Here is a 14,721-nt window from a genome sequence, read left to right as displayed (position 1 = left end):
GGCGCCTTTTATTTGGTCATGCGGCGAAGGCCGGATTGCGCCGCGCGCCCATCCTCAGCACGAAATAGATCGCTCCGCCGATGGCGACGCCGAAGAACCAGCCATAGGTGCCCCACCAATCTGGCAGGATCGAGGTGAAGGTCGGCAAGATCGAGGAGAACAGCGCGCCGACCGCGAATGCGATGAAGGCATTGCCGTGCCAGCCGTTCTGGAAGCGGAACTCGCCATTCTCGCGGTAGAGCGCTTCAACGTTCAGCTGGCTCTTCCGGATGAGATAATAGTCGACCATCATGATGCCGAAGATCGGACCCATCGTCGAACCGATGAAGTTGACGAAATGTGCCGCACCCGTTTCCCAGGGAGCAAACGGATAAAGCACGAGAGCGATCAGGGCGGCGATATATCCCCCGCGTTTGAAGTTGATCTGGCGCGGGAAGACATTGGCGAAATCGAAGGCCGGCGACACGAAGTTCGCCACGACGTTGATGCCGAGCGTGGCGACTGCGAAGGTCAAAGCGGCAAGCAGCGCCAGGAACCAGCTATCAAATTTCGCCGAGATCATTTCCGGATGCAACAGCACCTCGCCGTAGACAGTGAAGGCGGCTGTGGTCGTGACGCCTGCGACGAGGCAGAAGGCCAGAAGATTGATCGGCAGGCCCCAGAGGTTACCCTTGCGCAGCGCCTTTTCGCTCGTTGCGTAACGCGAGAAATCGCAGAAATTCAGGTAGAGCGCAGCGAAATAGGTGATCCAGGTGGCGGCGACAGCGGCAAGCGCCGCAAACGAGCCGGGCTCGCCCGGCACGCCGGCATCCTTGGTCTTTTCGATCAGCACGTCGCGCGGGATCTCCGAACCGAAGGAAAAGGTGCCTGATTTGGCGACCAGATAAACCGCGAGGATCAGCATCATGATCCAGACGGCAGGGCCGGCCCAATCCTGGAACTTGCGGACCGTTTCCATGCCACGTTGGATGATCAGCAGTTGCAGCGCCCAGACGATGACGTAGCAAATGAGCTCCAGCGTCGAATGTCCAAGCATGTGGCTGTTCTGGTGAAAGGCGAGCAGGCTCTCGTTGCGGATCAGCAAGGCAACGATCGCACCGGACGCCGCGGCCGTCTGCGCCCCGTACCAGAAGCAGGCAACCACCGCACGGACGAGTGCCGGAACGTTGGCGCCGAAGGTGCCGAAGGACGCTCGCGCCAGAACCGGAAAGGGTACGCCGGTGCGCACGCCGGCATTGCCGACCAGGCTCATCAGGAAGAAGATGACCAGAGAGCCGATGCCGATGGCGATGACGAAATTGACGAAGCTGCCGCACAGCAGGAACAGGCTCGCCGCCAGGTAATAGCCCCACAGGCTGTGGACATCAGACGTCCAGACGTTGAAGATGCTGAATGCACCCCATTTGCGCTCCGCGGCGGGTGCAAGGTCCTCGTTATACAACGAGGGAGACGGATCTCGAATGCTCATGAATGCCCTCCCATATCCCCTGTGGCGACTCGACCACGGGGGGAAGTCTGCGCTTCATTTAGGCATCTGACAATTTAATAGTCACATTGTACACAATGCTGATGGCCGCATTGTACAGATCCTCCGGAGCGCGCCCGGGCCAGTCAGTGCGCGCCGACGAAACGTCCGGCCAGGCGAAACGGGCTTGCGACGGCAGCGCCGGCCGCATCGAAGACATAGGCGCCGACATCGCCGGCGGATGCACGCTTGCCGCTTTCGAAGGAGGCAAGCTGCGCGCCGTACTTGGCGAGCGACGCGTAGCGGTCGTGCCCCAGCCCGTCCGACGCCTGGATCGACGTGATGTCGATGACCCGAAGCCTTTCCCGCAAGGCTTCCTCCCCGATGACGGGATCGTCGATATCGAGGCGTCCAACCCGCGGCCTCTCTCCCGCAATGAAGCTCGAAGCAACCAGCGCCCGGTCGTCCTTCGAAACAAGAAGTGAGATCGGGATCGGCATTCGCCCGATATCCGCAAGCTGCGAGCGGAAGACGTCGACGTCGATATCGGGGGCGGCGAGCACCACCGCCAGCTTGCTGATGACATCGTCGCGATGCTGCAGCTTGAGCTGCCGCACGGTTTCCATGACCAGGAACCCGCCCATGCTGTGTCCGAACAGGATGATGCGTTTCACCTTGCCGGAAGCAGAGAGCGAGGTGACGAGCGAACCGAGTTCGCTACGCGAGGAAAGCGCTGCGTCGCGGTCGGCGACATATCCGGCGACGGCTGCGGCCGACGGCCAGGAAAACAGGATCGGGGCACCCGGAATTTTCGCGTCCGCAGCGATCTGCGCGGTGCGAAACAGCGCTTCCTGATAACTGTAATTGTAGCCGTGCACGAAGATGCCGATGGTGCCGTCGGATTGCACGGAGCGGATTGCCTCCTGCACGAAGGCATCCTTTGGAAGCTGCTTGCGCCCGGTGACGGCAAATTGCCGTTCGGGATCAGGCCTTGACGTCGGATAGCTAATCACCGTGCCCTTCCGGCCGGGAGGAACTGAAAATTCGTACTGTTCATAGGTAAGGGTCTCGGACCATGCGCTCCCGAACCCGCCTAGGATGGCATCAGCGCTCCGGTTGGTCGCAGCCAGGACGCTCACCCGTTCGGAGGTGACTTCGGAATGAAGCGCCTCATTCAGATGAACCGGCTTAAGAACATTCGGCGACGGCCTTGTGGCGCAACCCGAAAGCATGGTGAGCGCGATCGCCGCAAGGATCACTGGGCCTGCTTTCGGTAGCAATTTCAAACGCCGTTTCACTATCGCCCCCTCCCCTTCTATGCCGAAGACGCGTTTCAGTGCGCTCATGTCGAGGTCCCACACCCTGCTCCCGCGTGGGATGGCTTTGCTTGCGCCACCCACGCCTTGCGTTCGGTCCGTGTTGCAAGCCGCGGCGGCATGAGGTGGCTGTCAAAGCCTGTCCTCATGCTTCCGCCGCGGCATCGGCCCGAACGCCTTCATCCCTCGGGATCCTGAACCAGGCGACGTAGAGCGCCGGCAGGAACAGCAGGGTGAGCGCGGTTCCGATGACGATGCCGCCCATCATGGCGTAGGCCATCGGCCCCCAGAAGATCTCGCGCGAGATCGGGATCAGGGCGAGGGTAGCGGCCGCCGCCGTCAGCATGATCGGCCGCATCCGGTGTTCGGTCGCCTCGATCACCGCCTGCCACGCCGCGACCCCTTCGGCGCGCAGATGCTCGATCTGCACGACCAGGATGACCGAGTTGCGGATCAGGATGCCGATCAGCGCCAAAATGCCGAGGATCGCGACGAAGCCCATCGGCGCGTTGCTTAGCAGCAGTGCCGCAACCACGCCGATCAGCGCCGTCGGCGCGACCGCAAACACCAGGAACAGGCGGCTGAAGCTCTGCAACTGGATCATCAGGATCGTCGCCATCGTAAACAGCATCAGCGGCGCCACAGCGGCGATCGGTCCCTGAGCTTCGGCGCTCGATTCGACCGCGCCGCCCACTTCCACCTTGTATCCCACGGGAAGGTTCTTCTGGAACTCTTCCACCTTGGGCTTCAGCTGGTCGACGATCGTCGCCGGCTGCGTCGAACCGATCACCGCCGCCTTGAGGGTGATGGTGGGTTGCCGGTCGCGACGCCAGATCGTCGGCTGCTCGAGTTCGTAGCGGAAATTCGCAACCGCCGAGAGAGGCACGACCTTGCCGTTGGAGGTCGAGAGCTGCAGATTCTCAAGCGTCTGGATGGAGTCCCGCTCGGATGCCCTGGCCCGGCCAACGACGTTGACCAGGTAGATGTCATCGCGGATCTGCGTTGCCGTGGAACCCTCGACGATACCGTTAAGCGCGGTTGCGATATCCTCGGAGGAGACGCCGAGCTGACGCGCCTTGTCCTGCAGAACATCGACCTTCACGACGCGGGAGGGTTCGTTCCAATCCAGCACCATGTTCGACAGAAGCGGGTGGGTACCGACAACGCCGGCAAATTGCTGTGAGATGTCGCGCACCTTCTGAATGTCCGGGCCGCTGATACGGTACTGAACCGGCTTGCCCACAGGCGGGCCGATGTCGAGCAGCTTGACGAATGCGTCGGTGCCGGGAAAGGTCTTGGTCAGGTAGTCCTGAAGCTCCGCCCGGACCTTGTCGCGCACCTCAAGCCCCTTGGTGACGATCACCGTCTGTCCGAACGACACGTCGGGCGTCTGCACGTCGAAGGAGAGGATGAAGCGCGGCGCGCCCTGGCCGACATAGGTCGTCCAGTGATCGATATCCTTGTTACCGGCCAGCATCTCCTTTTCGAACTTGGCCATCTGCCTGTTGGTCTCGGAAATCGAGCTGTTGTGCGGCAGATTCCAGTCGATGACGAGCTCGGTTCTGTCCGAGTTCGGGAAGAACTGCTGCTGCACCAGCCCCATGCCGCCGACCGAAAGGGCAAAGACGCCGACCGTCAGCACGATGGTGACCCAGCGCCAGCGCATCGCCAGTCCCAGGAGCCAGGAGAACACGGCGGCGAAGCGCCCCTTCTTCTCGTGATGCGACTTCATGGTCTTCGGCAGGATCGTCACGCCGAGAAGCGGCGTGAACAGCACCGCCACGATCCAGGAAACAACCAGAGAAACCGCGATGACGACGAAAAGCGTGAAGGTGAATTCGCCGGCGGCGCTGTTGTTGAGACCGACAGGTATGAAGCCGGCGACGGTGACGAGCGTTCCCGTTAGCATCGGAAAAGCCGTCGAGGTATAGACGTATGTGGCAGCTTTCTTCAGATCGTCGCCCGCCTCCAGACGGGCCACCATCATCTCGACGGCAATCATGGCGTCGTCGACGAGCAGCCCGAGCGCGATGATGAGTGCGCCGAGCGAGATGCGCTGCAGCGAGATGCCGGAATATTCCATCACCACGAAGGTGATGGCGAGCACGAGGGGTATGGAAATCGCCACCACCAGGCCGGCGCGCAGACCGAGGCTGATGAAGCTGATGACGAGTACAATGAGGATCGCTTCGAAGAGCGCGCGAGTAAAGCCTGAGACAGCTTCGTCGACGACATGCGGCTGGTCGGAAACACGGTGGACATCGACGCCGATCGGCAGATCGGCGACGACCTGTTTCATCTCGGCATCGAGCCCCTCGCCGAATTCCAGAAGATTAGCGCCCTGCTTCATGCCGATGGCAAGGCCGATCGCCGGCTCACCGTTGAAGCGAAACAGCGCCGATGGCGGATCGACGTAGCCGCGCGTGATCGTGGCGACGTCGGTCAGCGGGAAGAAGCGGTCGTTGATGCGCAGGTTGATCGACCGCAGGCTTTCCTCGGATGTGAACTGTCCGCTCACCCGCAAGGCGATGCGCTCCGGCCCGGCATCGACGAAGCCGGACTGCGTCACGGCGTTCTGGGCCTGCAGGGTCTGGATGACCGACTGCTGGTCGATTCCGAGCGCTGCGATCTGGCGGGTGGAGAATTCGAGATAAATCGCCTCGTCCTGCGCGCCGATCACGTCGACCTTGCCGACATCAGGCACCTTCAGAACCTCGGAGCGAGCGTTTTCGACAAGATCGCGAAGCTGCCGCTGGGTCAGGCCGTCGCTGGTGAAGGCATAGATGTTTCCGAAAACATCGCCGAAACGGTCATTGAAGAACGGACCGACGACGCCGCTCGGAAAATCGCCCTTGATGTCGGCGATCATGTTGCGGATGCGCAGCCAGGTCGGCGCGACATCCCTCGCCTTGGTCGTTGGCAGAAGCTCGACGAAGACGGTCGTCTGACCGGCGACGGTCTGGCTCTTGGTATAGTCGAGCGATTCAAGTTCCTGCAGCTTCTTCTCGATCCTGTCGGTCACTTGCCGCGTCACCTCCTCGGCGGAGGCGCCGGGCCACTGAGCGGTGATCACCATCGTCTTGATCGTGAAGTTCGGATCTTCCTCGCGGCCGAGGTTCAGGTAGGAGAAGGCGCCTGCGAGAATGAAAACGATCATGAAGTACCAGACGAGCGATCGGTGTTCGAGCGCCCAGTCGGAAAGATTGAAGGACTTCACTGGCTGATCTCCTGGTCGATCTTGATGGCCTGGCCATCTTGAAGTTTATGCACGCCGGCCACGACCACCCGTTCTCCGGGTGCGAGCCCTTCGGTGACGCGGACAGTGCCGTCGTCGACGACCTCGCCCGCGATCCTCACGCGGCGCAGCGACACCTTCTTGCCGGGCACGTCGACGATCCAGACGCTCTGGCCGTCGCTGCCGGTAAGGATGGCCGAGGAAGGCAGCACGATCTCGGGCTCCGCCGATATCGTTGCAGAGGCGGTGATGACCGAGCCGAGCCTGAAGGCTTCAGGTGGATCGGTGAGCGCGATCTTGGTCCTGCTCGTGCGGGTGGCGGTCTCCGCCTCCGGCGCAATCTCACGCACGATCCCCGAGGTGCGGATTGTCGGATCGAGTTGCAGCGTCACTTCGAAGGGTGCGCCGATCTTCAGTTTCTGCGCGGCTGCCTGCGGCACGTCGACGACGGCGTCGCGTTTGTCCGGCCGGGCAATGGTCACCACCGTCTGGCCGGCCGATACGACCTGACCTACCTCGGCCGAAGTCGCCGTCACAACTCCATCGAATTCCGCCCGAAGCTGTGCATAGCCCAGTTGCTCCTTGGCCTTGTCGAGATTGGCCTGCGCCTTGGCCACGGCGGCCGCGGCCGTCCGCCTTGCCTGCTCGGCCTCTTCGAGCGAGGCTTCCGTGCCGGAGCGTGATTCCACCAGCGCGCGCTGCCGCTGCTCCGTGGTCACCGCGTTTCTAAGCTGGGCATCGCTGTTTTCCACATCGGACTGGGCACTGCGCACGGCAAGCTCCAGCGCCAGCGGATCGATGGCGGCGACGACGTCACCCTTCTTGACGACATCGCCGACATTGACATTGCGGGCAATCATTCGCCCGAGTATCCGAAAGCCGAGTTCGGTCTCAATCGTCGGTTCGATGGTGCCGGTCAGGCTGAGGCTCGTGGCGGGCGTCTGCCTGACCGTTGTCGACAGCACCGGACGAGGCGCGTCCGTCCTCTCTTCTGCCTTCGGCTCGCAGGAGGACACCAGGGCCGTGCCCAGCATAAGTGCGACTATCTTTAGACGAATACTCACTTGGACGCTTCCTTGACGTAAGACACGATCTCGCCGGGCCTGAGGAACTTGGTGCCGTCGGTCACCACGACATCTCCCGCCGACACGCCCGATTTCACGACGAAGCTGCCGGTCTCGTAGCCGGCGACGTCGATTGTCCTGGCCGAAACCACGGAGCATGCGGGGTCGATGATCCAGACGGCCGGCTTGCCGTCCTTCGAGGTCATTGCCGACCAGGGCAGCTGGATGACGTCCTGTGGGAGGTAATTGAATCGTCCAACGACGGGAGCGCCCAGCGGAATGGGAGCATCGCTCGATATCGCCACCTTGACCTTGATGGTGCCGGTGGCGGAATCGATCGTCGGCGAAATCTCGCGAACCTTTGCCGTGATCTTCTGGGTCGGATCCGACAACAGAGTTACGGTGCCGTCGCCTTCGATCGGACGCAAGAACGCGCTTTCCACCACCTCGAAGACGGCATCGCGATCGCCATCATGAGCAAGCGTGAAGACGACCTGAGCGGCCTGCGCCACCTGTCCGACCTCGGCATTGCGGGCGGTGATCACCCCGTCGGCATCCGCTTTCAGCTCCGTGTAGGACAAGGTGTCCTGAGCTGTTTCGAAGAGTGCCTGCGCCGACTTCGTCGATGCCTGTGCCGTCAGAAGCGCCTCCTGCGCCTGATCGAGCGCGGCGCGGGTCGTTACCTGCGTCCGAAACAGGCTCTGCTGGCGGTCGAATGCAAGCTGCGCCTGGGTCTGCTGCGCCTCGGCCGACTGTAGATTGGCCGCCGCCACATCCAGGTCGGCCTTCTGCTGTTCCGGATCAATGCGCGCGAGGAGCTGCCCCGCCTTTACGGACTGACCGACCTCGACCAGCCGTTCGATGATCTTGCCGCTGACGCGGAAGGACAGGTCGGTCTGGACGCGCGCCCGCACCTCTCCCGTAATCGCGCCCCCCTGAACCAGCGGCTCAGGCTTGGCGACGACGACACCGACCTGCCGCGGGGTCGGCTCAGCCGGCCCGCTCTCATCGCTGCAGGATCCGAGACCGATGGCGCATACGATCGCGATCAGAATGGTTCTCATAATTGACCTCTTGCTCTCAACGGCAGCTCCTATATAATTGACTGACGGATTAGTCAATGAAACTTTGCGTCGCAGGAAAACGACGGGGAAGACAGGAAATGGCAGCTCAGAAGAAGCTCACACGCGCGGAGCAGAAGGCCCTGCGCCCCGTCCAGATTCTGGATGCGGCTTTCGAGGAATTCGTCAGAAGCGGTTTCGCCGGCACGCGCGTCGAAGACATCGCCGACAGGGTCGGCGTCACCAAGGGCACGGTCTATGTCTACTTCGGGACCAAGGAAAAGCTCTTCGAAGCCATGATCAACCACTTCTCCGTGCCGTTTCAGGAACTGCTCGCGATCGCCGATCGGCTCAGCGGCAGCGCTACCGACAGGTTGATTTCCATTCTCGGCCTCTTCTACGAACAAATTCCAGAGGACCGCGCGACGCGAGAGTTGACGCGGCTGGTCATCTCGGAGGGGCAGCGTTTCCCCGACCTGATCGATCGCCACCACGATCAGTTCATTGCGCCGATCATCGCCAAGATCGACGCCCTGATCCTGGAGGGCGTGGCGTCGGGCGAGTTTCGCCCAATTCCGGTGGAATTCTCCGACATCGTGGTCGCGCCCATCCTGACGACGACGGTCCTGCGGCTGATATTCGACGACCGTCGCGTACCCACTCCCAACAAGGAGGCCTTCCTGCGGACCTATTTCGACCTGCTGTTCAACGGTCTGCTTGCCAAGCCTCACTGATCGGCAATGGCTCCCGGCGCCTGCATTCATCGATCGATGCAGACGGATTTCGCCGAAAGCAGTAAAATAGCTGCGGGCACGTAGCTTTTCTGAAGTCTTTATGTGAAAACATCGAGTTAGCTCGTGCCTTCAAAGGCGCCACCTGAACTCGTGACGGAAAAAGTGGAACGCAAAGTCAATCTTAAAGATGTCGCGCGCGATGCCGACGTGTCGCTGAGCACGGCCTCGCACGCCTTGAACGGAACCGCGCCGCTGACGGTCGAGGTGCGCGAAAGGGTTCTGGATTCGGCAAAACGTCTGGGTTACCTCGACCGCCGGAGAAAAAAGGCGACGATCGCTGCCCTGCACGTTCTGCTTCTCGCCATTCCTGATGACGCTGCGCCGGAGAGCGACCTCAACCTGGTGAGCTGGACGATCCTCAACGGTCTCAGGAGGGAATGCGAACGCCGCGGCATTCGGATCGTGCCTTTCGTCAGCACCGGCCGGCGCATCGACGGTGCCCAGGTCAGACAGATCGCGCTGGCGGAGCGGGCCGACGGCATCGTGGTCCTGAACGACGATCAGCCGGAACTGATCCGCAGCCTCGCCTCCGCCGATATGCCCGTCGTCATCGTCAATGGCGAGGACCCGACCATGCTGGTCGATACGGTGACCCCTGAAAACCGCTTCGGCGCCCGGCTCGGTATCGAGCACCTGCTGGGGCTCGGGCATCGCCGCATCCTGCACCTGACCTGGAAGGGCCGCACCACCATCCAGCGCCGTTATGACGGCTTTTCCGATGCCTTTCTCGCGGCACAGCTTCCGGTGCCGGCGGAGATGATCGTCGAGGCCGAGGGATATGAGCCCAGGCACGGCGAGGCAGCCATCAACGCGCTGCTCGACCGCGATCCGACGATGAAAGGCGCCAGCGCCGTCTTCTGCGCGGCCGACAATCTGGCCCTCGGTTGCCTGAAGGCATTGGCCGATCGCGACATCCGCGTGCCCGAAGCGATTTCCGTCCTCGGCTTCGACGACATCGTCCCCGGCGAGTTCAGTCGCCCGCCGCTTTCGACGATCAGCGTCCCCACGGACAGGCTCGGCGCCGCGGCACTCGCACTCATCGAACAGCGGCTGATCGCCAACGATCCGCAGCGGCCGGCTCATCGCCTGGAACTCGGATGCCACCTCGTCCTGCGCGGCAGCATAGCGCCGCCGGGTTGAACCGCCTGTAAGGTCGGGGCTCGAACTCCAAAGCTCAGATCAGCGCAAGCGCTCGGCCCGCAGTCGTGTATCCCGTGGGCTTTCGCCAAAAGTGCTGCGATAGACGATGGAGAACCTGCCGGCATGAGCAAACCCCCATATCGCGCAGATTTCGCGGACAGATTGCTGATTCGTCGGATCCCGCAACTGCTCGCGGGCTGCCTGCAGCCGGATCGTACGGAGATAGCCTGCCGGCGACGTCCCCCGGAAGGCCTTGAAACCCGTTTGCAGCGCACGAAGGGAAACGCCGACGTCATCGGCGACCATCGTCATGGTAAGAGGTTCCGCGATATTGGCATGCATGTACTCGATGGCCCGTCTGACATGCCAAGGCGCGATCAGCGACACGTTCTTCCTTTCGAGACGATCGGAAAGACGGTGGCGTGCGAATCGGATCACCAGGTGAGCGAGAGTTTCGCTCATCGCTGCCGTCGCAAGGGGTGAAGACAGCAGCGGACCACCGTCGCGCATACCCTGTACAATCGTCTGCACCAGATTGCCGATGAGTTGGCCGGCCTGTGTCGAGAGATCCAGAATGGGCTCCAGGTCGAGCGACTCGGAGAGCGGCGTCTCCACCAGCGAAGTAAGCGCCTGCCTCACGACCTTCCAGTCCAGGAAGAGAGCATCCGAGCGATGCGGGCCACCCTGGAGGACGCGATCGCCGGCCTCGTGATTGTTTGCCATAAGAAGGTAACCGGCGCCGCTTTCGACCGTTCTCCTGCCGATCGACACACGAAAGGATCCGGTGTGCGGCAAGAAAAAGGTGAGATGTTGCGGGCTCTCGTCAAGCGTTCGGATTATCCAGGGGCTCTGATAGACCGAATGAACCGTCGTGAGTGCCTCGGTTCTTCTCAAATCCGCGGCCCAGGCAAAGTTCCGTTCGTTTTTCAGCGGCTGGGCGCCGAAAACCCCATAGCCTGCCGAAAAGGCCTGCACCATCGATTCGAAGCTGGTGCCTTCATGCGTCGGCACAAAACCGTAACGCCCATGCTCTGCAAGGCGGACCGTATTCTCGGGTCTCAATGAATCCATGCAACTCGATTCTTTTCCCTTGCTACATGACTCGTCATCTCGACTGGTATGACCAATCTCGATGAGGTAAGCATGACCGGCGAAACCACGGACGACTTCCTTGCCCCGCAGAAGCAAAGCGTCCCCTTCACCTGCTTCACACTCACAGTGTAAATCAAAATGATCGGAAAATGAAGTACGTTCCTCTGAACCATGTCGCTGCACATTTCTTGCGAGACACACAACCGGCACGAGTGGCTTCTCGCAACGAACGGGACCTCTTGCGGTTGATCTGGAAGTCTCCCGGCATTGAGCGCTCCGATCTGACCGAGCCGCTGGATCTGACCCAGCAATCGCTGCATAGGATCGTCGGACGCCTTCATGAGCGGGGAATGCTCGTCTTTTCCCAATCGGAAAATCGGCGCGCGGGACCGCCGAGTCCGGAACTGACGCTCCGAAGGGACTGGTGTCTGACGCTCGGCATCTCCATTAACGTGGGTTCGATCGGCCTTTGCCTCATGGGTTTCGGCGAGCCGTTGGAGAATATGGAAATCCCGCAGGCTGGGTCCTCACTTTCCGTGGAGCTGGAGCGAATAGAGGCGGCGGTCGAAGACATTCTTGCCCGTCGCGGCGCCGGACGAAGCGATGTTCTCGGCGTTGGCCTGGCAGTCGCCGGCCACCGCATGCTGGAGACGGCATTCAACTGTCCGCTGCCGCTCGCCCATTGGTCGCTGATCGACCTTGCCCCCCTGCTTGGAGAGCGCCTTGGTCTGCCGGTCTGGGCTGACAATGTCGCCAGGACCGCTGCCTTGGCGGAAGCGATCTTCGGCGTCGGCCGTGACGTCGCCGATTTCGCCTATATCGCCCATCTTCATGGCTATGGCGGCGGCCTAGTTTGCGGGGGCATGCCATTCCGCGGCAGCTTCGGAAACGCCGGGGAATTCTCCGTTCTCTTCGGGCGTCAGGATTACGACGATCGACCCGCTCTCAACCAACTGCTCGAACATCTTCGCACCAAGGGGCGGCTGGGGCTGACCCTGAAGGACCTGAAGAACGAAAACCTGGTGGATTGGGACGGCGTCGAGGAGTGGGTCGGCCGTGTCACGCCGGCCCACAATCGGGCCATCAATGCGATCTGCGCGATCTTCGACCCGGCTTTGATCGTGCTGGGCGGCGAGCTTCCGCATTCACTCGCAAGAATGCTGATCGAACGGACCGAATTCAATAATCTGCCTCGGCACGGCGCATTGCGCGACGTTCCGCGGCTTGCCGTGGCGCAGATCATCGATGCCCCCGGCGCAATCGGTGCGGCCTTGATCCCCCTCTTCGAAACCGTTTTGTGATATTTCGCCCGCGGCAGGGTACCCGTTGCGGGCATTGCCTCACACAACATTTGAAGCGGCTCAGGCGATCGAGCCTGAATCGCTCCTGTCGAAAGCGGGAGGCCATAGCTCTACCCGCGCAATGGTGCCGATGTCGAATTCGGCCTGAAGGCGATCTGCCTCGCCGGCAAGCGTTGCGGCTGCGACGCCCGTGCGCCAGCTTCGCCTACTTCATCCCCGTGCCGGCGATGCCGGTCGTGATGTATTTCTGCAGGAACAGGAACACCACGGTCACGGGCAGCAGGCTGAGGAAGGTCATGGCCAGGATATAGTGCCACTGCACCGAGAACTCGCCCTGGAAGGCGTTGAGGCCCACCTGCAGGGTGAAATTCTCGCGGCTGTTGAGGACGATCAGCGGCCAGAGGAAATCGTTCCAGCGCCAGAGCACGGAGAAGATCGCGAGAACCGCGAGAGCCGGCGCCGTCAGCGGCAGGATGATGCGCCAGAAGATGCAGAATTCACTCGCGGCATCGACGCGCGCCGCTTCGATCAGTTCGTCCGGAATGGTCAGCATATATTGCCGCAGCAGGAAGACGGCTGTGGGAGAAGCGATGGTCGGCAGGATGACGCCCCAGAGGTTGTCGGCAAGCCCCACTCCGACGATGACGAGATAGGCAGGCACCATGACCACGGCGAGCGGGATCATCAGCGTCGAGATGATGATGACGAAAACCGTTGTGTCGCCGCGAAATTTGTATTTCGACAGGGCAAAGGCAGCCATGGCGTTGACGATCAGCGTCAGAAGCGTCGCAACGACGGTGACGAACACCGAATTCTTGAGGAAGGTCAGGAAGTTGAAGCGCGTCAGCGGATCGGTGTAGTTTTCGGTGGCAACGGTCATGTGCTGCACCGGCGTGATCCCCTTGACGTCGACGCTGACCGGCTGTCCCGGATTTGCCGGATCGACCATCTGGGCCTTGAGCCCGATGCGCCGGACCATCGCCATCTCACGCGGTTGGCCGTCGATCGTGACTTGCCAAAGGCTGAGCGGCTTGTCGAAGCCGGGCACTGTCTGCTCCACGGCGGCGCGCGGCAGCAGCGTCGGCGGAAAGCGGGTGATTTCGGCCGCCGGCTTCAACGAGGAGAGGCCGGCCCAGAGCACCGGAACGAGCACGGCGAGCGTGCCGCCGATCAACCAGACCCACGACAGGATGTCGGTGATGTCGATGCGTCCGGCCCGGCGCGTGCGCGTCATGAAGCTGATCGGATTCAAAGATCTGTTCATCTCAAGACTCCATTCGCTTGCCCAGGCGCAGCTGGATGAGGGTGAGAACCAGAAGCACCAGCCCCATCAGAACCGAAGCGGCCGAGGCAAGGCCGAAAAGGCGAAGATCGCTGCTGAAGGCCATCTGGTAGATATATTGGACGATGAAGCTGTTGGCCGTGCCAGGACCGCCGCCATTCGTCAGAACCCAAGCTTCGTCAAAGATCTGCACTGACTTGATCATCAGAAGGATGAATACGACGAGCAGGTTCGGCGCAAGCAGCGGCAGCGTGATCCTGAACAGCATACGGCGCGGCGAGGCGGCGTCGATTGAGGCGGCCTCATAGAGTTCCTTCGGGATCGCCTGGAGACCGGCAAGCAGGATGAGCGTGTAAAAGCCCATATGGAACCAGACGGAGACCACGACGACGAAGAAGCGCGACCAGCCGACATCGAGCAGGAAAATTTCAGGAGGCACGCCAATCATCTGAAAGAAAGCGTTCAGCAGTCCGTTGCGGTCGAGGAACCACTTCCAGATCAGGCCGATGACGACCGGCGACAAGAGAACGGGGTAGAAGAACATCGCTCGGAAGAAGCCGCGCGCAAAGATTGCCCTGTTGAGGATCAGCGCCGTGATCAGCGCCACCAGCAAAGTGGCGATGACGTTCAATGCGACGAACCAGAGCGTGTTCCACACCGCCGTCCAGAACAGCGATTCCTGGCAGGTGCCCGGCTGCAGATAATTGCCGCAGGACAGCAGGGCGCGGAAATTGTCGAAGCCGACGAAGGGCCGCTCCGAGACGAAGAGATTGGTGCCGCCGGTGAAGGCGTAACCGACCGCGATGGCGATCGGAAGAAACGTGAAGATGGCGAACAGAACGAGGTTCGGCGCCAGGAACAGCCAGGGCATGCGCTTGCGGCCGAAGAGGCGTTCGAACGCATTCATCGGAGCTTCAACCACCCTCATCGCCGTGTCGCCCGCCTGGGAGAGCAATGCAGCCGCAGCCATG

At 61.6% G+C, this 14,721-nt stretch carries 11 protein-coding genes; 3 read left to right on the top strand and 8 right to left on the bottom strand.

Going from position 1 to position 14,721, the window contains the following annotated elements; genetic code table 11:
- Positions 1-16 precede the first annotated feature (16 nt).
- From EFR00_RS15705 to EFR00_RS15685, 5 genes are all read right to left on the bottom strand, one after another.
- Complete coding sequence (locus tag EFR00_RS15705) at positions 17-1,468, bottom strand: NCS1 family nucleobase:cation symporter-1 (protein WP_040141824.1); 1,452 nt, start codon at positions 1,466-1,468, stop codon at positions 17-19.
- A 143-nt stretch (positions 1,469-1,611) separates the two neighbouring features.
- On the bottom strand, positions 1,612-2,811 hold the full coding sequence (locus EFR00_RS15700) for an alpha/beta hydrolase (protein ID WP_086156608.1): 1,200 nt from the start codon (positions 2,809-2,811) through the stop codon (positions 1,612-1,614).
- 115 nt (positions 2,812-2,926) lie between these two features.
- A complete protein-coding gene (locus tag EFR00_RS15695) occupies positions 2,927-5,998 on the bottom strand; it encodes an efflux RND transporter permease subunit (protein ID WP_077989105.1) in 3,072 nt (1,023 codons plus the stop codon).
- On the bottom strand, positions 5,995-7,080 hold the full coding sequence (locus EFR00_RS15690) for an efflux RND transporter periplasmic adaptor subunit (protein WP_077989104.1): 1,086 nt from the start codon (positions 7,078-7,080) through the stop codon (positions 5,995-5,997). Before EFR00_RS15690 ends, EFR00_RS15695 begins: the two co-directional genes overlap by 4 nt.
- Positions 7,077-8,144 carry an efflux RND transporter periplasmic adaptor subunit gene (locus EFR00_RS15685; protein WP_077989103.1) on the bottom strand — a complete coding sequence of 356 codons (1,068 nt, stop codon included), beginning with the start codon at positions 8,142-8,144 and terminating at the stop codon, positions 7,077-7,079. The genes EFR00_RS15690 and EFR00_RS15685 overlap by 4 nt, the downstream gene beginning before the upstream one ends.
- 98 nt (positions 8,145-8,242) lie before the next feature.
- Here EFR00_RS15685 and EFR00_RS15680 point away from each other — a divergent pair, with 98 nt between their 5' ends.
- Together EFR00_RS15680 and EFR00_RS15675 are read left to right on the top strand one after the other, a co-directional pair.
- Entirely contained in the window at positions 8,243-8,875 is a 633-nt protein-coding gene (locus EFR00_RS15680) for a TetR/AcrR family transcriptional regulator (protein WP_077989102.1), read from the top strand.
- A gap of 162 nt (positions 8,876-9,037) precedes the next feature.
- Positions 9,038-10,075 carry a LacI family DNA-binding transcriptional regulator gene (locus EFR00_RS15675; protein WP_077989101.1) on the top strand — a complete coding sequence of 346 codons (1,038 nt, stop codon included), beginning with the start codon at positions 9,038-9,040 and terminating at the stop codon, positions 10,073-10,075.
- A 39-nt stretch (positions 10,076-10,114) separates the two neighbouring features.
- On the opposite strand, the gene EFR00_RS15670 is transcribed toward EFR00_RS15675, so the two are convergent.
- A complete protein-coding gene (locus EFR00_RS15670; RefSeq protein ID WP_483475616.1) occupies positions 10,115-11,137 on the bottom strand; it encodes an AraC family transcriptional regulator in 1,023 nt (340 codons plus the stop codon).
- A gap of 179 nt (positions 11,138-11,316) precedes the next feature.
- On the opposite strand from EFR00_RS15670, the gene EFR00_RS15665 reads away from it, so the two are divergent.
- Positions 11,317-12,468 (top strand): ROK family transcriptional regulator, encoded by a 1,152-nt coding sequence (locus EFR00_RS15665; protein ID WP_077989099.1) that lies wholly within the window; start codon positions 11,317-11,319, stop codon positions 12,466-12,468.
- Positions 12,469-12,673: 205 nt separating this feature from the next.
- On the opposite strand, the gene EFR00_RS15660 is transcribed toward EFR00_RS15665, so the two are convergent.
- Together EFR00_RS15660 and EFR00_RS15655 are read right to left on the bottom strand one after the other, a co-directional pair.
- Complete coding sequence (locus tag EFR00_RS15660) at positions 12,674-13,720, bottom strand: carbohydrate ABC transporter permease (RefSeq protein ID WP_406549805.1); 1,047 nt, start codon at positions 13,718-13,720, stop codon at positions 12,674-12,676.
- Positions 13,721-13,733: 13 nt separating this feature from the next.
- Positions 13,734-14,720 (bottom strand): carbohydrate ABC transporter permease, encoded by a 987-nt coding sequence (locus tag EFR00_RS15655; RefSeq protein WP_077989098.1) that lies wholly within the window; start codon positions 14,718-14,720, stop codon positions 13,734-13,736.
- Position 14,721: the final 1 nt, after the last annotated feature.

Origin of the sequence: Rhizobium sophoriradicis, from assembly GCF_003939025.1 — a bacterium.
Lineage (GTDB): Bacteria > Pseudomonadota > Alphaproteobacteria > Rhizobiales > Rhizobiaceae > Rhizobium > Rhizobium sophoriradicis.
Note: the sequence above shows the minus strand (reverse complement) of the source record. Positions and strands in the feature narration are given on the sequence as shown.

Coding starts and splice junctions, on each gene's coding strand:
- EFR00_RS15705 (WP_040141824.1), bottom strand. CDS start 1,468: ATGAGCATTCGAGATCCGTCTCCCTCGTTGTATAACGAGGACCTTGCA.
- EFR00_RS15700 (WP_086156608.1), bottom strand. CDS start 2,811: ATGAGCGCACTGAAACGCGTCTTCGGCATAGAAGGGGAGGGGGCGATA.
- EFR00_RS15685 (WP_077989103.1), bottom strand. CDS start 8,144: ATGAGAACCATTCTGATCGCGATCGTATGCGCCATCGGTCTCGGATCC.
- EFR00_RS15680 (WP_077989102.1), top strand. CDS start 8,243: ATGGCAGCTCAGAAGAAGCTCACACGCGCGGAGCAGAAGGCCCTGCGC.
- EFR00_RS15665 (WP_077989099.1), top strand. CDS start 11,317: ATGAAGTACGTTCCTCTGAACCATGTCGCTGCACATTTCTTGCGAGAC.
- EFR00_RS15655 (WP_077989098.1), bottom strand. CDS start 14,720: ATGGCTGCGGCTGCATTGCTCTCCCAGGCGGGCGACACGGCGATGAGG.